The 21,744-nt window shown below is 69.5% G+C and carries 5 protein-coding genes; all 5 read right to left on the reverse strand.

Annotated features, from left to right (window positions below; translation table 11 throughout):
- A complete protein-coding gene (locus tag ACIQG9_RS19410; RefSeq protein WP_400404169.1) occupies nt 1-4,947 on the reverse strand; it encodes a LamG-like jellyroll fold domain-containing protein in 4,947 nt (1,648 codons plus the stop codon).
- Between the two features lie 41 nt (nt 4,948-4,988).
- Nucleotides 4,989-10,607, reverse strand: a complete 5,619-nt coding sequence (locus ACIQG9_RS19415; protein WP_400404171.1) for an RHS repeat domain-containing protein — start codon at nt 10,605-10,607, stop codon at nt 4,989-4,991.
- A gap of 303 nt (nt 10,608-10,910) precedes the next feature.
- A complete protein-coding gene (locus ACIQG9_RS19420) occupies nt 10,911-16,193 on the reverse strand; it encodes an RHS repeat domain-containing protein (protein WP_400404173.1) in 5,283 nt (1,760 codons plus the stop codon).
- A 1,039-nt stretch (nt 16,194-17,232) separates the two neighbouring features.
- Nucleotides 17,233-20,067, reverse strand: coding sequence for a BTAD domain-containing putative transcriptional regulator (locus ACIQG9_RS19425; protein WP_400404175.1), 2,835 nt, complete (start codon nt 20,065-20,067; stop codon nt 17,233-17,235).
- 551 nt (nt 20,068-20,618) lie between these two features.
- Nucleotides 20,619-21,527, reverse strand: a complete 909-nt coding sequence (locus ACIQG9_RS19430; RefSeq protein ID WP_400404177.1) for a methyltransferase domain-containing protein — start codon at nt 21,525-21,527, stop codon at nt 20,619-20,621.
- Nucleotides 21,528-21,744 lie beyond the last annotated feature (217 nt).

Raw genomic sequence — 21,744 nt, forward strand, 5'->3', positions numbered from 1 at the left:
CTACCCGGAACTGAGGCTCCACTGGTCGAGATAGCCGGTATCCCCCGCGACGACGTCCTGCACACGCAACCGCCAGGTCCCGTTCGCCGGTTCGGCGGAGGCGTTCACCTGATAGGTGGCCACGACGTCGTCCGCGTTGTCGCTCGCGCTGGAGTCCTTCAAGCGGAACTGCCGTCCGGAGGGGCTGATCAGATCGATGACCAGGTCGCCTCGGTACGTGTGCCGGATGGTGACCCCGACCCGGAGCGCTGCGGGCGCGTTCCCCGCCATCCCGGACACGACGATCGAGCTCTCTACCGTGGCTCGGTCTGGGATGGCCACGTCATTCGTGTTGGTGAACGACCAGCCCGGTGCGGGCTGGCAGTCTGCCATGATCGCTTGGATATCAGGGGCGGTCGCGGCCCGGCCCAGCGCGCGAGCGTCGTCGATCGCGCCCGGCCAGTGGTCGACCAGACCGCCGTTCCACTGCGCGCCGCCCAACCGGGTCGCACCGACCGCGTTCCAGGTGGCGCTCACCGCAGTCGCCGTGGAGGACACGCCGTTGACGTAGAGCCGCATCTGGTGGGTTGTGGCGTCGTACACCCCCGCCAGGTGGGTCCAGGTGCCGGACTGGGCCGGAGTCGCGGAGAACGCCACCACGTCTTCCGGATTCGACGAGTCGGCGGTGGGCAGGATGAACCACCACTTGTTGAGCCTGACGTTGTATCCGAGGTAGAAGCTGCTCGCGAGCTGACCGTCCTGACTCATCGCGGCCGCGTCAGCTCCGGTCCGATCCAGGCGTACCCACGCCGTCACGGTGAAACTCTGATCGGTCCGCAGCACCGGGCCGGGTGCGGTGGCCTGGCCGGTGCCCCCGTCCAGCAGCAGGCCGTTACCGCAACGACCGGCAGTCCAGGACGCGTTGCCCGCCAGCGCGAGCGGGTAGCCGTTGCCGGACCCGTCCCGGGCACCGGTGCCAGCCGTCTCATCGAGTGGCCACCAGGCGCCGGGGCCGAGCGTGGTGGACACCAGCAACGCGCGAACCTCTTCCGGCGCCATCGGAAAGTCCACCACCCGCGCCTCGTCGACCGCCCCCGGCCACCAGTCCCGCGCTGCGCCGTCGAGCTTGCCGCGACCGATCAGCAGCGGGCCGGCGGCGTCCCAACTGCTCGAGTGCGGCGTCGTACCAACGAGTTCTCCGTCGACGTACAGCTTGATCTCATGTTTCTTGTCGTCGTACGTCCCGGCGAGGTGGGTCCAGGTCGACGCCGGCACGGTCTTCGTCGAGCGGACCGTGGTGGTCGAGCCGAGGCCGTCGGTGCGGTCTTCTCTGCTCATCGCGAACGTCCACTGCTTTGTGCTGAGGTCGTAGCCGAGAGTGAAGCCGCTGTCGGCGAGGCCGTCCTGGCTGACCGCCGTTGCCGACCTGTCCAGCCGGTCCGGACGTACCCAGGCGGCGACGGTGAAACTCTTGTTCGTGTGCGCGACCGGTCCGGCGGTGTAGGCGACCGCGCCAGCGGTGCTGTCGAGTTGCAGGGCGCTGCCGCGCTTGCCGGTGGTCGTCGTACCGCCGGTCGTGACGAACAGGGTGTGCCCGTTGCCGGTCGCGTCCCGACGGGTGCTGCCGACCGGGTCGTCGAGGTCCCAGGTGGCCTGGGGCGCGAACGAGAGGTCGCTGGCCATCCAGTCCTTGATCTGGCCGGCGTTCACCGTCATGCCGGTGACGCGTACGTCGTCGAGAGCACCGGGCCAGAAGTGGCTCCAGCCACCGTTGCTGTCGTAGCCCCTGCCGAGCACAAGTGAACCGGTGGCGTCCCAGGTGCTCTCGTGCGGGCTTGTGGCGGCCAGCCGTCCGTTGACATAGAGCAGGAGCTGCTGCCTGGCCTTGTCGTACACGCCGGCGAGGTGGGTCCAGACACCAAGCTGGACCGGGGCGGCGTAGGCGGCGCTGTCGACCGGCACGGTCGGGCCGGCGGCGTCCGCGCGCCTCTTGGTGAAGGCCCAGCCGACGTCCTTGAGATAGCCGAGGCCGAAGCCGCTCGCGAGCCGACCGTCCTGGCTGACCGCGATCGCGGTGTCGGTGGCGCGATCCAGCCGCACCCAGGCGGCCACGGAGAAGCTGCCATCGGTGTGGACGACCGGGTTCGCCGTATAGGCGCTGCCGGTGCTGCCGTTGAGGCTCAGCGCGTCCAAGCCCTGTCGGCGGGTGGTCCACGAGGTGCCGCCGATTCGCGCCAGGGTGTGCTGTCCGTTCGTCGAGTCGGCGTCGGTGCTGTCCAGCGTCCACCAGGCCGTGGGGCCCCACCGGCCGACCGCTTTCATGGCCTCGAAGATCTTCCGGTCGGAGGCGGCGAACGAGTAGACCTGGATGTCATCGAGCAGACCCTGCCAGCGCGACGGGGCGAATCCGTAGTAGTTTCGGTAGCCGATTCCGAACGTCCCCGTGGCATCCCAGGTGCTGCGGTGTGGCGTCCGGCCAGCGAGCCGGCCGTCGACGTAGATCCGCAGCTCGCCCGCCTCGTGGTCGTACACGCCGGCGAGGTGCGTCCAGACCCCCGCCTGGGCCAGGGTGTTCGACTGGGCGGTGTTTTCCGCCGCCCCGTCGGCGTCGGATGCCCGCATGACGAACGCCCATCTGCGGGTGGGCATCTCGTACCGCAGTTCGAAGCCGTTGTACGCCGATCCGGCCTGGCCCAGCGCGACCCGCCAGTCCCCGGTGTCGTCCAGCCGCACCCAGGCCATCGCGGTGAAGCTGGCGTTGGTGTGCAGCACAGGGCCGTCGGTGTGCCCGCCGGTCGACGGGTCACCGTCCAGACCGACGGCGTCCCCGCCGTCCTGACCGGTCTGCCAGGAGTAGCCGCCGTAGAGCCTGATCGGGTTCGTTCCTCGCGTGTCGGCCAGTACCGCAGGGGTGTCCAGGTTGACCGGCCAGAGCGCCGCGGCGGGCGGTAACCCCTTCGCGATGATCAGGAGTTTGTAGGACAGACCGACGTTGCCGGCACGATCAACGCCGTACACCTGCAAGGTGGCGGTGACCGAGGTCGGGGTGATCGTCGCGGTCGCCTTGCCGTTGACTGCGGGGATGGTGAGCGCTGGAGCTGTACCCAGTGTGTACATGAAGGAGGAGATGTCCGCGTCGCCTCTCGCGTCGAACAGGAACTGCGCGGGCTGGTCGACCTGGTACCCCGGGCAGGTGGGCGAGCAGACGCGGGTCACCCCCGGCTGCGTGGCGGGCGGCGAGGTGTCCACCGCGAAGCGGCACCAGGCGGTGAAGGGGCCCACGTCGATGTCCGTCACCGTGTTCTCGTTGTACGCCCGGGCGCGCCACTCGTAGGTCCGGCCCGCCGTCAGGTCGGTCGGCACCGTCACCGTCACCTCGTCGCCGGGTACCCGGGACGCCGAGTCCAGGGTTCGGCTCGTGGTCGTGCCGACCTCCCGCCACTCGACGGTGGCCCGGATCGGCTGGCCGGTGTCCGCGTCCTCCAGCCGGACCCGCAACTCGGGCCGGGTCTGTTTGACATGAACCGCCGCGGTGTCGGAACACCCCGCTACACCGGCGGTGCTGATCTGCACGGGCGCGAAGGGCACCGTGTTGTATTCGATGTCGATGAACGGGTTGTTGTCGAAGACCTTCCCGCCGTTGGCGGTCGCGGATTCGTCCGATGCCAGGGCGACTGCGATCTCGGGCCAGTGTCCCGCCGCGGCGTCCGACAACAGCGACCTGACATCGAACTCGGCGAGTTCGAATACGCCGCAGTCCGTGCTGCTTCGCGGCGTGGTGACCGAGCCGAGTCGCTGGAGCAGCGACGGGCTGGTGCTCCAGGTCTGATTCGACGTGATCGGCGCGCTGCGCCACAGGTAGACAGGCTCGGGCATGCACGAGTAGCGCCACTTCTCGGCAAAGGTGAAGATTCCCTTCTTGATCAGCTTGTCGGCCAGGAACGACGTGTCCATCTGGAAGTACGACCGGAAACGGTCCGTCGCGGAGTCGTCGGGGTCGCGGCCGACCCGGGTGTCGTACGCCGAGTCCCACCATCCGTAGTTGGGCAGGTCCTGCGCGAGCATCAGCCAGTGCTGCCGTCCGGCGGGCCACTGCGGGTCGAGATAGACCGGGAAGGTGGTGCGCGGATCGCGCAGTAGTGCGTGGTCCGGCACGATGGTCAACCCGTCGCGCTCGACCACGAGGCCCATCCGGCGGCGGAGGTCACCCGGGGCGGGCTCCCGGTCACGGGGCACGGCGGTGAGGCCGTCGGGTCCACGCGGTTCCGTTCCGCCCGAGGAGTCCCACATCCAGGCCGTGCCGAGGGTCACCACCGCGTGGCCCCGCTCATCGACGGCGGCGGTCGTGCCTGACGTGTCGGTGCGCATGGTCAGCCCGGTGCTGCTCAGGCCGAACCGCACTCGCGACAGCGCCGGCTGGCGTGCCGCGGCTGCTGACTTGACGACCAGGACCTCGGAGAAGCCGGTCGGCGTCGCGTGCGCCACCAGGTCCACTCCCGGCAGCACGTCAGGATAGGTGGCCGAGCTTCCGGCGAGTACCGGCGCGGGCAGCGGTCGTGGCCATCGCAGCGCCAGTTCCTTTCCGTCGAGCCTGAACCGGACCAGCGGGTCGCCGCCCCCGCCGGAGAGTTCGAGATCGCCCGGCACGGCCACCGGTGCCACCCGCCCGTCCGGCCGCGCCCGCAACGTCGTGTCGAGGGGAACCCAGCCGGCGCCCTTGCGGGTGCGTACCGGCCGGGCGTGGACCCGGGCGGTATACGTGCCGTGGGGATTGGCGAAGACCTGCCTGGTCTCCGAACCGAGCGCGATGTCCTCCACCGGCTGGCCGGTCCGGCGGGCCCGCGCCATCGCCGTGTCGTCCGACCTCGACGGCTGCCCCGAGACCGCCGGCGGCGTCGGAAGGGAGGAAGAGTCCGACGGTACGACGAGCAGGCCGGCGACGACCGCCAGCACACCGAACTTGCGCATCGAACGCATCCTCTTCAGCTCCCTTCCGACGCCGGTCACGATCAGCCCAGGTAGTAGGTGCCGCCGCTGCCGCTGCGGCCCCCGCCGGAGCCGGTCGGGCTCCCGCCGGGGCGGCCCGAGCCCAGCAGCCGCGACAGCCAGCCGCTGTTGGTGGCCGCTGGCGCGTCGTCGTACGTCTCGAACGGCACCCATTCGTAGGGGCGCGGACTGATGCACTGGTTCCAGCCCACGCAGTCGCGCTCCATCAACTGGTACGTCACCTTCGGCACGAGGGGATCCTGGCGGTAGCCGCAGGCGATCGCCGGCGCAGGATCGCCGTCGTAGCAGGAGCCGACCCTGCTGTCCCGTACGTCCCGTCCGTAGTTGCGCGGGTAGACGTCGAAGTACGGGTAGACGTCCGGCCAGTTGTCCGACTCCCGGGGGGCCCGACTCTGGTTGTCCACCTGCTTGGTGGGCTCCGTCGGCGAGAGCTTCAGCGGGACCAGCCGCAGGATGGGCATCAGCTCCGCCAGCTTCCCGCGCAGCCGGTCCAGGTCGGAGCCGTAGGCCGCCGGGATCTGCACCCGCCGCCCGTCGGCGTCGAGGAACGTGGTCGGGTTGTTGCTGGCGTAGGCGTAGCCGTTCACCTGCTGCCGGTCCTGGTGGTCGACGACCGGGTCGGCGGAGACGAACCGGCCCGCGCCGGGGTCGTAGTCCCGGGCGCCCAGGTGGGTCAGCCCGGTGGTGTCCGCGGTGCCGCCGACGAACCCCCGGTCACCCGGCCAACCTGTCACAGCCGGGCCCCTGGCCTTGCCGAACGGCAGATCGTACCGGCGGGTCTCGACGAGTGCCGTGGCGTCCACCGCCAGGTTGGCGGTGCCGTGGGCGTCGGGCACCAGCCAGGCGAGCTTGCCGGCGGTACGCACCGCCACGACCTCTCCGTTGTGCTGGTAGTAGCGGGTGCCCTTCGCCACCCCGCCGACGATCCGCAGCTCCGTGTCGCCGAGGTACAGGGTGGTGGCCGTCGGGTCCCGGCGGATCAGCCGGTTGCCGTCGGCGTCGTAGAGGTAGGAGGTCGCGCTCCCGCCCTCGGTCGCCGAGGCCAGGTGCCCCTCGGCGTCCCACCCCAGTGACTGGGTTGCTCCGGCCGCCCCCGGCCGGGTCGTGGTGTTACCCGAGCCGTCGTAGCCGTAACTGTCCGTGCGGGAGCCGCCCGGCCCGGCTGTCGTCACCGACCGCAGGGTGTGCGGCTGCGCGGCGCCCGCCGCCGGGTAGCTGTAGGTCCGCGTGGTGTCGCCACCGGCCGCGTGCTGGACCTCGCTGGTCCGGTTACCGGTCGGGTCGTAGCGGTACGAGTGCCAGTACGGTGCCGGGCCGGCGAGCGCCGCGACGCTCGGCGCAGCCGAGCATTCGTCGCTGCCGGTCCACGCCTCGGTCACCCGACGCAGGTGGTCGTACCGGATGCACTGGTCGTCGCCCATTTGCAGATCGTTCATCCTGGTCACGTTGCCGGCCGGGTCGTACTCGTAGCTGACGGTCGCCAACGGGGTTTCGGTCGAGGTCGTGGCGGTGGCCACGGACAGGTTGCGGGTGCCCTGCTCGTAGTTGAAGTCCCGGATCACCTGCTTACCGGCGGGACCGAGGACGTACTGCTCGGGCTCACCGAGCGCGGTGTAGGTGGTGCGGTACGCGTACCTCGTCGACGCGGAGGTCAGGGTGTCGGGTAGGCCGGCACTGTCGTAGGTGTACTGCAACGTCTCGGCCGGCACGTCGGCCACGGCGGGCAGTCCGACGGATGTCACCTGGTCGCTTTCGTTGTAGGTGTGGGTCATCGGATACGTCCCGGCCAGCCCGGTCTCCCCGCTGGGCACCACGACTGCGGTGGCGAGCCGCCGTCCCCGCACGTCGTAGCCCGTGATCCGGTTCTCGTACGCCCGGCCGCCGGAGTGACGGATGGACGACGCGGGAAGCCCCTTGCCGAGGGTGGCCGTGTCGTAGGTCCACTCGGCGAGCTTCGCCCCGGTGGTGGAGCCGTCGTACATCCCGGTCTTGCGGTTGAGCGCGTCGTAGCTGTAGGCGAGAGTCCTGCCACGGGCGTCCGTGGTGGTCGAGACGTTGCCCTGCGCGTCGTAGCCGGTGGTCGTCGTGCCGGTGTCCGGGGCCTGCGCCTGGGTTTGCCGGCCACGAAGGTCGTACGAGTAGCGCCAGACGTTGCCGACCGGGTCGGTGACCGCGGCCAGCTTGCCCGCCTTCGTGTACGTGTAGCGGGTCTCGTCGTACGCCCCGGTCGGGGTGCCACCGGTGTACTGGCGCAGGGTCACCACCCGGCCACGCCCGTCGGTGATCTCCGTTCGCGCGGTGTCGCCGGCCGGCGGGGTGACCGACGCCCGGTCTCCTCCGTACGTCGTGGTGGTCCGCCACTTGTTCACCGGCTCGCCGACGACCAGGAAGATGCTCGCGGTTTCCCGGCCCGCCCCGTCGTACTCGTGCGTGGTCTGGGCGACGACGACAGCCGGGGCCGGCGCCAACGTGGTCGCGACGGAGCCGGGGTCCGGTCGCGGTTCGAGCACCGCCGCGACCCGACCGTAGGCGTCGTAGTAGGTGTCGGTGACGATCCGACCGCCCTGGGGGGACACCTGCTGGGTCTGCCGGGGCCGCAGGAACCCGTCGGACAGCTCGACGCTGGCCCGGTAGGTGTCGCCGGTCAACAGGGTGCGGGTCAGCACGGCGTTCGGGCCGGCGGCGCCGATCGTGTAGCTGTGCTCCACGTTCGGCGGGCTGCTCGTCGGCCGCCCCGGCTGCCACACCTTGGTCAGTCGACCCAGTGGGTCGTAGGCCATCGTGGTGGTGCCGCCGTTGGCGTTGACGGCCGTCAGCGCGCTGCCGCGCAGCGGTTCGTGGGTGGTGGTGTTCGTGAATCCGGCGGCATCGGTGACGACGGTCCGGGTCACCGGACCACCAACGGCCGGAGTGTAGGCGGTCTGGGTCAGGTGGTTCAACGCGTCGTACCGCCTGACCGGTCGTCCGTGCCCGTCGACCTCCACGCGGCTGGTGGTCGCGTAGACCGGACCGCCGGACCAGGACGTCGCCTCCTCGACCCTGGTGACGTCACCGGCGCTCGGCGCGGCACCCCAGGCCGCCTGTCCGTCGTGGTAGTAGCGCCGATCGGAGATGAGGTCGGCCGGGTAGGACGGGGTGGCGTCGCAGGCGACCCCGAGGGTGAGCTGCCGCGCCACCGCGTTGATGACCCAGTCCGTGGTGTTCTCGGCGTACGTGCGCTGCTCGCAGGTGTCATCGCCCGGGTCGGCCAGATCCCCGCGGTCATGCGTCCCGGTCAGCCGGCCCCGGGCGTCGTACGCGTAGTCCAGCTTCGTCGTCCGGGTGCCGCCGGCGGCGAGCGCCGTCTCGGTCCGCTCCCATTCGACATCGGTCAGGTGCGCCTCCAGCATGCCGGGCGTTCCGCCGGTCCGCGGTCGCTGCGCGGTCAACCCGAGGTTCTTCGGCTGGGACACGGTCCGGCTGACCATCGGGCCGCCGTCGCCGTCGTATACGGTCACCATCCTGCTGAAACCGCGCCACATCGGCTCGTCGACTTCACCGTCGACGGAGACCTGGTCCACCGTCCCGTCCTTGTTGACGTCGCCGTTCATCCCCCGCATGAACAGGTGCTCGGTCAGCGTCCTGGGCGCGCCCGCCTCGCCGGTACGTACCCGCACCCGCTGGTAGCCGCGCCACTGGCCCCAGCTCTTGCGGCCGTCCTGCAGCAGTTCGGCATCGTCGTGATGCCAGCCCGGCCCGCCGAACACGTACTCGTACGAGGTGGTCTTGGCCGGGTTGCCGCCGACCAGGTCGGTCTCGACGACCTGCCCGACGACGTACTTGTGGAACCAGTCCTCTCGCGGGCTGGCCCCCCAGATGGCCGGGAAGCAGCGCGCCTGGTTGTGGTCCACCGCGGGCATTGCCCCGGACTGGCACTCGGTCGGCTGGTAGGTGACCGAGATCTGTCCACCGGTCTCGGTGTAGATCGTGCCGATCCGTCGCTTGTACATCGCCGACAGGGCGTCGGCGCTGTCCACCCGGTTCTTCCAGGCACTCCCGTCGAACGTCACCGCGGGTAGCGTCGCGTTGCCCCCCACCAGCCCGCCGTGCGTGATCGAGTCCAGCCACAACGCCGCCGGGGTGTGGTCACCGGGCACCGGATACGACTGGGCCAACGTCCACGAGTCCACGTCCCGGGGCGCGCCGTTGCTGACGACCTGCGTGGTGATCTTCGCCAACCGTTTGGTGGTCCAGAAGGTCGGCGACAGGATCTGGCAGGAGGTCGCGTCACACCACTGGTCATAGGGCACATCCGGCCAGTTCTGCGGCTGGGACCGCACACAACTGGTACCCGGGATGCACCGGTCGGCGGGGGCGAACACGACCCGTCCGGCGGCCGGCGCGGTGTAGACGGCACCGACCCGCTGGCCGTACTCGATCCGGGACAACTGTCCGCCCCGCACGTACGGCGTGGGCAGCTCCGTCCGCCCGTTACGGCCGTAGTAGTTGGTCTCCGGGGCGTACCAGTACGACATCGCGTCACCGTGCCGGTCGATCACGAAGTCGAGATTCCACCGGTACGCCTGCTGGCACCACGACGCGTCGAACGTCGTTCCGTGGCACGGCTCGCCGCTGTCGTCGCCGAAGACCGGCACGGTCCAGGTCGAGTTCGTCTGCGGGCTGCTGCCGGTCCCCTCCGGCAGCCGATCGCGGCCGAAGAAGTACTGCGTTCCGTCGGGAGAGGTCAACCGCCAGTACTCCCCGTTGCGGGCACCGTTCGACCCGCCGCCCGGCGGCTCCAGCCGCTCCACCCGCCAGCCGCTGTCCTGCTCGGCGCGCCACTGGCCGGTGGCGGCATCGCGTACCAGCTCGCTGGTCAGCCCCGGCAACACCACGGTGGCGTTGTCCGACGCCCAGCAGAGGTCCCCGATCGTGGCGGCCTGACCGTCCTCACTGCACCGGCGGTACGACCGCTCGACGAAGCCGGGCTGGTAGTCGAAGCCCTCCCCGATCCAGGACGGCTGGTTGTTGGTCGACGCCACCCGGCCGTCCACCGACCCGGAGTTGTACGACAGGTCGATCTGCGGCACCTGGCCGGGCAGCGTCGGCACCGGCACCGGGTAGGACCAGGTGAAGTCACCCGACTGCAGGCCCACCTGCCAGGTCGCCGAGGGCGACAGCGAGGTCGGCCGGTAGCTGCCCGCGCTGCCCTCCGAGTCCGCCGTCACCGCGTACAGGCCGTCGGTCACCTCGGCCCGCAGCAGCCCGGCGGTGATCGCGTTGCGGGTGGGCACCCGGGCACCCGCACCACAGCCCCTGCGCGCCGGGGCGGTCAGGGCGCACTCCGGCAGGCGTACGAGGGTCAGGCGCGAGCCGTAGTCTCCGCCGTACGCCTGCCGGAACCCGGAGTAGTCGACCTCCACCGCCATCCGACGCTCGACCCGGTCCGTGTGGCCGAACCGCAGCAACAATCCACGGACACCGGCGCGGGCCGTGGCGGCCCGGTCGAAAACCTCGACCCGGGCCATGCCCGGTCCGATGTCCGATGCGGCTGCCGCCGGACCGACCCGGACCGGCATCTTCCCTGCCCGGACCAGCCCCGGATCGCCCGCCTCCTTGGCCGTCTTACGTGGTACAACCACCTCGGCCGCCCCGGCCGCCGGCCAGGCCACCGGCGGCGCCTTGCGCAGTGCGACAGCCGCCTCCGGGTCCGCCCCGCGGCGCTGGACGGGCAACCGCTTGTCGGGCTTGCCTGACCAGTTCGGACCGGACGCCTTCTGCTCTGGTCCGTTCGGACCGGCAGGCGCGGCGATCCCCGGTAGCGACGACGCCACCAATGTCGTAGTGGCCACCGTCACTGTGAACAACAATGCACGCCGTACGCGCATTACGACCTCCATGTGAGCAATCCGGGTCTGCCGAGGGCACGCCGGGCGGACGAGCACCTACTTGCCGCCGGGGCGCGTCCGTATATCCAGCCACCTCTCGAATGGCTTTCGCACGGCGAAGGGGATTACGCCGTCGAAATCCCCGATCAAGAACTCGGCTGTCGCGTCGAGGCAACTACCGTCGCCGTTGACACAGGTGTCGGCGGTAATGACGGCTCCCGCAGCAATCTTGACCGTTCCACCGAATCTCGCCACCGACGCGCCCGCTAGAGAACAGGGCTTGTAGATGTAGAAGCAACCGGCAGCCACTCCTAACCCGACTTTGGTGATCAGATCACCCACCCAATGAGCTTTGTCTGCAATCGGCCGCAGATCCTTGAGTGCCTTCTTGGGCTGCAACCCCCCACCCTGAGGAGCGGTCGGCCTCTTCACGCAGAAGACAGCCCTACAGTTCGACGTCCTCGCCTTGCCGGCCGGGCCACAACCGTTATGGCCCACGCAGCCACTTTCCTTACGGCACTTGGCGTCACACGCCGCCGCCTTCGTCTTCGGCTTGCCGACTCCGCCTCGCTTGTCGCGCTTGTCGAGTTGCTTGTCCTTGTCCAACAGGCGGTCACGAGCCGACCTAGCCTTCGGCGCGGGCCGCGCCTTGGGCTTGGGCTTCACCTTCGGCTTGGGCTTCTTGACGTACTTCTTTCCGTTGTACGTGTGGCTCTTGTTGAAATTGGCGCATGCCTTGGTGCTGCCGCAGTCAGGACGAAGGCCGTCGGGGTCGGTGTAGGTGACGGGGCTGTTGTTGGAGTAGGCGTAGCCGTGCATCTGCTGCGGGTCGAAGACATCGATGATCGGGTCGACCGAGATGAACCGGCCGGTGGCCGCGTCGTACTCTCGGGCGCCGAGCTGGGTGAGCCCGATGCCCGCGTCGATCGTGCCGCCGACGAAGCCCTTCTGCCCCGGCCAGCCGGTCGGTGCCGTGCCGCGCGATCCGCCGTACGGCGAGCTGTAGCGGTGGGTGACAGCCCGGGTGGCCGCGTCGATGGAGGCGGTTGCGGTGCCGTGATGATCGGCGACCAGCCAGTTCAGCCGGTTGCCGGCGGAACGCACGGCCACCGTCTCGCCGTTGTGGCTGTAGTAGCGGGTGCCGAGCGTGCCCCCGCTGGTGGGCCGGAACAGTTCGGCGCCGCCGAGGTAGAACGTCGTGCCCGTGCTGTCGCGTCGAGCGATCCGGTTGCCGTTGGCGTCGTAGCCGAACGACGTGGTGTTCGCTCCCTCGGTGACCGAGGCCAGGTTTCCTTCGGCGTCCCAGGTCAGCGACTGGTTCTTGCCGGCGACCGCCCGGCTGGTGGTGTTGCCGTCCTGGTCGTAGGCGAAGGTGTCGGTACGCGGACCGCCCGGCCCGGTCGTCGCCACCGACCGCAACGTGTGCGGCTGCGCCGCGCCCGCCGCCGGGTAGGTGTAGGTGCGGGTGGTGTCGCCGCCGGCCGCGTGCTGCACCTCGGCGGTCCGGTTGCCGACCTTGTCGAAGGTGTACGAGTGCCAGTAGGCCGCGGGGCCGCCGAGCACGGACAGACTCGGTGCTCCGGAGCAGGCGTCGGTGGTGGTCCACGCCTCGGTCAGCCGGCGCAGGTGGTCGTACCGGAAGCACTGGGTGTCGTCCACGGCCGCGTCCGCGATCCGGGTGATGTTGCCGGCCGGGTCGTAGGTGTAGCTCACGTCGGCTGCGGTGGTGGGGTCGGCATCGGGATCCAGCACTATCGCCTGCGCCGTGCTCAGTCGCCGGGTCCCGACCTCGTAGCCGAAGATCCGAAACACCTCGGATCCGACGTCACCGAGTTGGTACTGGTCGACGTCGCCGAGGGCGTCGTACACGGTGTCGGCGACGTACGTCGTTGTCGTCGCGCTCATCGTCGCCGGCAGACCGACGCCGTTGTAGGTGTACCGCAGCGACTCCGCGCCCAGGCTGCCGACCGCCGGCAGGTTGGCCGAGGTGACATTTCCGGCGAGGTCGTAGCCGACCGTCGTCGCGTACCGCTCGGTCTGGCCGACGGCGGCTCCGGGGATGGTGACCGCCGAGCCGGTGGGTCGACCGGCGGCGTCGTATCCGAGGGTTTCGGTGACATACCGGTCGGCGCCGGCATAGCGGGTCGACGCGGTCGCCAGGCCCCTGCCGCCGGGCAGTGTGTCGTACGTCCAGTCGGCCAGTTTGGTGCCCGAGGTCGACCCGTCGAACATTCCGGTCTTCCGGCCCACCGCGTCGTAGCGGTAGGCCACGGTGCGACCACGGCCGTCGGTGGTGGACAGCAGGCGGTCCTCGTCGTCGTAGGCGTACGTCGCCGTGCCCGCGTCCGGGTCCTCCGACCGGATCTTCCGGCCCCGCAGGTCGTAGGAGTAGCGCCATCGGTTGCCGGCCGGATCGGTCACCGTGGCCAGGTCACCGGCCTTGGTGTAGGTGTAGCGGGTCTCGTCGTACGCTCCGGTCGGCGTCGCGCCGGTGTACTGCCGCAGGGCGACCACATGGTCGTCCGCGTCGGTGATGCTCATCGTCGCCGTACCGCCCGCGGGTGGAGTCTCGGAGGTCCAGTCACCGCCGTACGCGGTGCTGGTCCGCCACTGCTCCACGCCGTTGGACAGGAAGACCTCCGCGATCTCGCGGTCGGCGCCGTCGTACACGTACCGCGTTTCAGCGGGTACCGTCCCGGTGGGCCCGTAGAGCACGGCGCTCGGGGCGTTCGCCGAGTCCCAGTAGGCGGCGTAGTTCTTGTCGACCCGACCGTGGCTGTCGTAGAACGTGTCGGTGACCAGCCGGCCGCCCGACGGCGAACTCCGCTGAGTCTGCCGGGGGCGCAGGAACCCGTCGTAGAGGACGTGTTCCGACAGGTAGCTGCCGTTGCCGAGAAGAGCGGCGGTGACGACGGCGGTAGGGGCGTCCGCCCGGACCAGGTAGTCGAATGTGCTGCTCGGGCTCTCGGTCGCCTTGGCCCGGCCCGGCAGCCACACCTTGGTGAGGCGGCCCAGCGGATCGTAGGTGAGATCGGTCCGTCGGCTGTTGGCGTCCACGTTGGCCAGCGCGGCGCCGAGCAGCGGATCGAGGGTGGTGGTGCTGGTGTGCCCGACGGCGTTCGTCGTGGCCACCTGGGTCACCGGTCCACCGGTCGCCGGGGTGTACGCGGTGCTGGTCTTGTTGCCCAGCACGTCGTACTCCTCCGTCGCCCGGCCATGTGCGTCGACGACGATCGAGCCGGTGGACGCGTAGACCGGACCACCGGACCAGGACGCGGCCTCGTCGCTGTGGGTCACGTCGCCTGCGGTCGGCGCGGCGCCCCAGGTGGCCTGCCCGTCGTAGTAGCTGCGCTCGTCGGAGATGAGATCCACCGGGTACGAGGGGGTCGCGGAACAGGTGACACCGACCGTTTCCTCGCGGGACTCGGTATCCATGATCCACTTCGCGGCGTTGCGGGTGTACCAGGTACGCGTACAGGTGTCGTCGTCCGGTGTGGCGACGTCGCCCCGGTCGTCCACCTCGGTCACCGTGCCGTACGTCGGGTCGTAGGTGTAGGTCACCTCGGTCGTCCGCGTGGCACCGCCGGCGAGGGCCGTCCGGGTCTGCTCGGACTTCTGCGCGGTCAGGTGCGCCTCCAACGGCTGCAACCCGGGGCGTACGCGGACGGCGGTCGTCCTGATGTCCTCCGGCGCCGAGATCGTCTTCTCCACCCAGGGTCCGCCGTCGCCGTCGTAGGTGGTGGTCATCCGGGCGAAACCGCTCCACTGCGGATCGTCCGGGATGCCGTCGACGGTGACGTTCGTGTCTGCCGGTCCGGACTTGTTGATGTCGCCGTTCATGCCGCGCATGAAGACGTGCTCGGTCAGCGACCGCGCGCCGCCCACGACCCCGGTGCGTTCCCGCACGGTGAGGAATCCCCGCCACTGACCCCAGGTCTTGCGGGAAGCGGGCACCAACTCGGCGTCCTCGTGGTGCCAGGCGTGCCCACCGATGTCGTACTCGTACGCGGTGACCTCGGTCGGATTGCCGCCGACCAGGTCCTCTTCGGTGACCTCGGACACCACGTACTTGTGGAACCAGTCGAGCATCGGGGTGTCTCCGGCGCCCCAGTAGACCGGGAAACAGCGCTTGGCGTTGTTGTCCTCGGCCGGCACCGTCACCCGTGCGCACTCCGTTGGCTGATAGGTGATGCTGATCCTTCCGCCGGTTTCGGTGTAGATGGTGTTCAGGCGCCGCTTGTAGAGAGCTGCCAGGTAATCCGGTGCGTCCACTCGGTTTACCGACCACTGAAGGCTGTCGAAGGTGACCGCGGGCAGCACCACCGTGCCACCGACGTGACCGGTCTGGACGATCGAGTCCAGCCACAGGATCGCGCTCGTCTGGTCCGGCGGGGCGGGGTACGAGTGGGTGAGCGTCCACGAGGTCACGTCCCGGTAGACACCACCGCTGTAGACCTGCGTGGCGATCCTCGCCAGTCGTTTCGTGGACCAGAACGTCGGCGAGAGGTTCTGACACGATCCGCTCGCCGCACACGCCTGGTCCCACGGCACGTCGGGCCAGTTCTGCGGCTGCGACTGCACACAACTCGCCCCCGGGATGCACCGGTCGCCGGGGGTGAACACGACCCGGGCGGAGGCGGGCGTGGTGTAGAGCGACCCGGCCCGCTGCCCGTACTCGATCCGAGCCAGGGTGCCGCCCCTGGTGTAGGGAGTGGGCAGGCTGACGGTGCCGTTGCGGCCGTAGTAGTTGGTCTCCGGTGCATAGAAGTACGACATCGCATCGCCGTGCGGGTCGACGACGTAGTCCAGGTTCCATCGGTAGGCCTGCTGGCACCATGCGCCGGCGAAGCTGGCGTTGTAGCACGGCTCGCCGGTCTGGTTACCGAAGACCGGTACCGTCCACGTCGAGTTGGTCTCCGGCTTGCCGGCCGCCCAGCCGGGCAGGTGGTTGAGGCCGAAGTAGTACTCCGTCCCGTCCGGCGAGGTCAGCCGCCAGTACTCGCCCTGGTCCCCGGCACCACCGGCGTCGCCGTTGGCCGCTCCGGTGAGCTGTTCCACCCGCCAGCCCTCATCGTCACTGATTCGCCACTGGCCCGTCGTGTCGTCCCGTACCAGCTCACCCGTCGCCCCGGGCAGGGCGACGACCGCGTTGTTGCTGCCCCAGCAGAGGTCCCCGATCGTCGCCGGCTGACCGTCCTGACTACATGCCTTGTAGGAGCGCTCGATGAAGCCGGATTGCAGATCGAAACCCTCCCCTGCCCAGGAGGGCTGATTGTTGGTCGACGCGACCCGGCCGTCGACCGCACCGGACGAGTACCCGAGCCCGAGCTGCGGCTCCATCCCGGGAACCTCGGGCGTGTGAATCGGATAGGACCAGTTGAAGTCGCCTGACTGCAGGCCCACCTGCCACATCGCCGACGGCGACAACGACGTCGGCTGAAAGCTGCCCGAACTCCCGGACGGGGTCGCCGTCACCGCGTAGAGCCCGTCCGCGAGTCGGGCGCTCACCCGGCCCGTACGCGCGTTGTTGCGCGAGGCAACCGGAACGCCCTTGCCGCAGCCGGGAGCGGAGGGCGTGGTCAGCGCGCAGTCGGGCAGGCGAACGAGGCCGAGCCGGGACCCGTAGTCGCCCCCGTAGGCATTACGGAAGCCGGAGTAATCGACGTCGACCGCCGTCGTGCGGCCGGCGCCGTCCGTGCGTGTGAGTCGTAGGAGAAGGCCGGCGATCCGCGCCTGGCGCGCAGTCACCTGATCCAGGACATCGACGCGGATCGTCGCGGGGCCGCCTGGTGATCCCACCCAGACGGGTAGGTCACCTGCCCGGTGGATGGGAAGTTCGGGATCCGTGGCGCCCGGTGCCGCGGCCGGGACGCGCACGTGCGCGCTTCCTGCCGCCGGCCATGCGGCTCTGGATGCCGCGCGTAGGGCGATTGGCGCTTCCGGATCGGCCTGACGGGCCTGCGTCGGCACGGACCTGCCGGGCACCGACACGACGGCTGGCCGCTTCGCCGGCCTACTCGTCGGTCCGGCCACCTCGGCTCTCGCCGGGACGGCGACCAGGCTGACCGCCAGCGTCACCGCGAGGACGCTGGCAAGACCATGTGACGTGCGATTTCGGATACGAAGGCTGGTGACCACCGGCTCCCCCGCTGTGTGAGCGATCGATGGTCAGATCGTGCTGACCGCAGATACACAGCGCATACACGGAGCAGTTCGGCTCGTTCGGCGGCTTCGCCGGCCAGCTTTCGACGGCGGCCAAGAGCGTCGAGAGCTCCGGCTGGGGTCCCCAGCAGTGTGCCGGCGCGACGCCGCGTTCAAGCGCGCCACTCGTAGTCGGCGGCCGACGACCGGCGTTCGCCGTACTGAAGCCCGTCGCTGGTCAGCTTCGGGTGGCGCGGTGCACCTCGGCATGCTCCGCCTGGACGGCCGTGCGGATGCGGGTGTCGTCCGACGTGGCCACGATCTCGACCGCCCGGTCGATGCACTCCACAGCCTTGTTCATGGTGCCGAGCGAGCGCCAGGCCCGAGCCAGGTCGACCAGGGCCCAGGCTTCGCCTGGGCGTAGGCCCACCGCGCTCGCCCGGTGGGCGGTTCGCACCAGCACCTCAATCGCCTGCTGGAACCGCCCGAGATCGATATAGGTCCGCCCCAACTCCTGCAATGCGGCGCAGATGAGGTAATCGTCGCCGGACTTTTCGAACCACGCCGACGAGTCACTGAGGACACTGACGGCCTCGTCCAGCCGACCGAGCCGACGATATACCTTGCCGAGGCCGAGGGCCGCGAAGCGCTCGCCGATCTCGGCACCGATGTCCCGAGCCACCTCACGCTGCTGTTCCAGGTATGGAATGGCCTCTTCCGGAAGCCCCTGGGTCAGTAGATTGGTGCCAAGGTTGCCCAGCGCTCGTTGCTCGCCGAATCGATCGCCTATCGCCCGGCAGATGGATAGTTCGGCCGCATAATGGGCGCGGGACTCGTCCAAGCGCCCGGCCAACAGGAAAGCGTGTGCCAGGCTGTCGTGCGCATACGCCTCCGCCCGCCGTTCCTTCAGCAGCGAAGCGCTGCGGATCACGTCCTGGTAGACGCGGATCGCGTCGTGTGGATAGCCGGCGTGGACAAAGAACCAGTGCAGGGCTAGGCCCAGCCCGACACCGAGGCGAACGTGTTCGTCCGGGCCGCGCAGGGCCTGCCGGACCACCCCCAGCATGTTCACGCGTTCCCGTTCGAGCCACCGCCGTGCCTCCTCCGGGCCGTCGAGTGGCGTCGGCGTCTCATCGTCATCGATGGTGAAGTGGTGGGTGCGGTGCGGGTAGGCAAGATTAGCCGCGCGGCGGGCGGTGGTCAGGTAGTAGCTGACCCCTCTGGTGACCGCCGCGGTGAGGTCGTCGGGCGGTACGGTGTCGGCGGCCAACTCGCCGGCGAACAGCCGGACGAGGTCGTGCATGTAGTACCGCCCTGGTTCAATCGCCTCGATCAGGTGCGCGTCCATCAGGCGTTCGATAGCCCGGTCCGTGTCGAGCGGTGGGATGTCGAGCAGGGCCGACGCGACACCGAGCTCGATCTCGGTCACGCGTAGCAGACCAAGGAGGTGAAATGCCTGCGCCGCCGCCTGTTCGGCGGGGTCGGCGCTACTGCGCAGCGAGGCACAACTGACGCCGAGGCTGGTTCGCACCGCCAGGTCGCCGCTGACCAATTCCGTGAGGCGCTGCCGTTCGTCGGTGAGGCGGTCCACCAGGTGTTGAACGGACCATCGGTCCCGTGTCCGGAGCCGGGAGGCCGCGATGTGCAACCCCAGTGGGAGGTGGTCACAGAGCGCTGCGAGCCGTCGTGTCGCTCCAGGGTCGGCAGCGGTTCTGGCCTCTCCGATCAGCTCTTGCAGCATCGCGTACGAGACGTCCGGGCTGAGTGGGCCAAGGTGCAGGTACGTCGCACCGTCTAGTCCGGCCAGCCTGGCTCGGCTGGTGACGATCACGGCGGACCCGACGCCAGCGGGCAACAGCGGACGTAGCTGGGCGGTGGTGGCGGCGTTGTCCAGCACAATCAGCATTCGGCGATCGGCCATCACCGTGCGGAACAGTGACGCCGCCTCCTCGACGTCATGCGGCACGTCCGTCGAGCCAACTCCCACCGCACGGAGGAGTCGGCCCAGGCCCTCGGCCGGGGACATCGGCGCAAGATCCGGTGCAAAGCCGTGAAGATTAAGAAAAATCTGCCCATCCGGAAAATCTGCCATGCAGAGTTTCGCGGCACGCACAGCGAACGTCGACTTTCCAGCACCGGGCGCGCCGTGGATGACGATGACCGGTATCTGGGGCTCACCGCCATCTCCTTTCAGCAGACCCCGGAATGTGGCCAGTTCGCTGTCGCGCCCGACAAACGTCGCCACGTCGAGAGGTAGCTGGCGCGGCGGGCGACTGGCGGCCACAGGCGCTACGGAAGGCGTGACGTCTGGCGTTGTCAGAGTCGGATCGGCGACGAGGATTCGGTTGTGCAGCTCCTGCAACTGCGGGCTCGGTTCCACCCCCACCTCTTCGACAAGACGGCTACGCAGGCTCTGGTAGGCGGCAAGCGCCTCCGCCTGGCGACGGTCGCGGTATAGAGCCAGCATCAACTGCTCCCACAGCCGCTCTCGCAAAGGGTACTGAGCTACCCGGGCATGGAGCTCACCCACAACCTCCGCGTACTGACCACATGCGATGCGGGCATCGATGAGATTTTCCGCCGCCGTGAGGCGTTGCTCCTCCAATCGATGGGCAGTGTTTGCGAGCGCGTCCGTGGCGAGGAAGACATCCTCGAAAGCAGACCCACGCCACAAGGACAGCGCTTCCTCCAGATGCCTGATGGCGTGGGCGAAGTCGCCGTTCCGGCGCGCCTCACCGCCGGCAACGAGCAGCCGCTCGAAGACCAGCACGTCCACGGACGTCGGCGGCACGTGGATCGAGTATCCCCGCGAGGTGGTAACAATCGGTGCACGCTCGGGGTGAGCCGGGGACAGCAACTGACGTAGCGCCCGCACGTAAGTCCTGAGATTCGCGACCGCCGAGCGGGGCGACTGGTGCCCCCACAGGCTCTCCACCAGTTTGTCGGCGGAAACCACACGATCGGCATCCACAAGCAGAACAGCAAGGAGAAGCCGGAGCTTCGATCGGCCAATGCGGATGTTGTCTCCCGCGTCAGTCGTCACCGACAACGGCCCCAACAGTCCGAACTGCATCGAACCTCCCCGCCGTCCCCGTACAAAGGCCCCGCCCATCGGACGCCTCGGCCCAGCGAAATTGGCAGACCACAATACCAGCAGGAGATGACCTACTCCGGCCGGACACACCTTACCTGAAGGGACTGCGTAGATTTGGCTCTATGACTGAGCCTTTGCCGGGTCATCCGGGGTGGCATCGTGCTTCGCAAACCTGGAAAAGACATGGAGAAGCGCCCTCCCCGGGACAGGGGCGCTGGGGACCCTTGACGGAATCGGCACGGACGCGGTTCGGCCAGACGGCCACCGGCCGCTACTATCGCACCGGCGACCTGGGACGGGCCCGACCTGATGGGCTCATCGAGTTTCACGGCCGGACGGATGACCAGGTCAAGGTCCGCAGCGGGTTTCGGGTGGAGCCGGGGGAGGTCGCCCCTGCACTGTTGACGCATCCCGGCGTCGCCCAGGGGGTGACCAGGGCACCTGAACGGGAGTGTTCGACCTGATCGTGACCCGGACCTCGTCTGGTTCCTCGCGACGGCGTTTTCGGCCGAAGTGATTGTCTGCAAGGGCTATCCCGGGCGGCGTCCCCATGCCGAGATCAGCGGCGCGAGGGTGAGGTCGAGCTCGCCGGCATCGATGGCGGCCAGGTGCGCGTCGATCTCGGCGTCGTTGGCCAACCCTGCGGCGAGCAACTCGGCGCGGACCATGCGCACCGTCGCCGCCTCCAGCCGGTCGCAGGCTACCCCGCCGACCGGGAAGCAGCCGGCCGCCGTGACCTCGACCAGGCCGGCCGCACGCAACGCCCGCGGCAGCGTACGGCCGTAGCGCAGGTCGGCGCCGCGGCGGGTCATCAACTCCCGGACGGCGCGCCGCAGCCGGTTGGCGCGCTGCTGTGCCGGGCCAACCTCATCGAGGCAGGCCAGCGGCTGCAACTCGGTATCGGCGTCCTCGACCAGTAGCCAACCGCCGGGCCGCAGCGCCGCCACCATCGTCGCCAACGCCCGGGCACGGTCGGGCACGTGGACGAGCACGAGCCGGGCGTGTACCAGGTCGAACGTGCCTGGCTGCGGCGGCGGGTCCCCGACGATGTCGTGCCGGAGCACCTCGTACCCGCCATGCGGGTCCAACCACGCCGGATTGATGTCCGTGGCCAGCACGTGACCGGTTGATCCGACGGCCGTGGCGAGCGCCTCGGGAATGCTGGGGCCTCCGGCGCCGACTTCCCAGCAGCGCCAGCCCGCCTGCACTCCGAGCCGGCCGAAGTGCCCCCGTGTGACACCGTCGAACAGCTCGGCCAGCCAGGTGAACCGCTCGCCCGCCTCCACCCGGGCGTTGTCGAGCAGGTAGCGGCGATCCGGGGCAGACCCAGGGGTGTACGGCGATGGAGGGCCGGACCCCGCGCCTGCGATATTCACCGGCCCGCCCGCGGTCGGGTCCGGCCCGGACCCGGGGTCGGCGAGGGGCTGCGACGAACTCATGCCTACATCCTCACGACCTACCGCGTGCTGTGTCAGTACGGCACGGGATGAAACCAGACACAGCCCGACTCCCGCCAAGCAGGCCGACCCCTCACCCTCGACACGACCAGGCCATGGCCGCGGTGCGAGCCCATCGAGCACGACCACGGCCTGGTCGCGGTCGAGGGCCCGAGCCGCCGCCGGAAGGCCGGGCACAATCCCCCGGGGCGTCCGAGCG

This window comes from Micromonospora sp. NPDC092111 (genome assembly GCF_044755745.1).
Classification (GTDB): Bacteria; Actinomycetota; Actinomycetes; order Mycobacteriales; family Micromonosporaceae; genus Micromonospora.

What these genes read in the sequence shown, in the direction of transcription:
- ACIQG9_RS19410 (WP_400404169.1), bottom strand. Translation starts at nt 4,947, where the DNA reads ATGCGCAAGTTCGGTGTGCTGGCGGTCGTCGCCGGCCTGCTCGTCGTA.
- ACIQG9_RS19420 (WP_400404173.1), bottom strand. Translation starts at nt 16,193, where the DNA reads ATGGAGCCGCAGCTCGGGCTCGGGTACTCGTCCGGTGCGGTCGACGGC.
- ACIQG9_RS19425 (WP_400404175.1), bottom strand. Translation starts at nt 20,067, where the DNA reads ATGCAGTTCGGACTGTTGGGGCCGTTGTCGGTGACGACTGACGCGGGA.
- ACIQG9_RS19430 (WP_400404177.1), bottom strand. Translation starts at nt 21,527, where the DNA reads ATGAGTTCGTCGCAGCCCCTCGCCGACCCCGGGTCCGGGCCGGACCCG.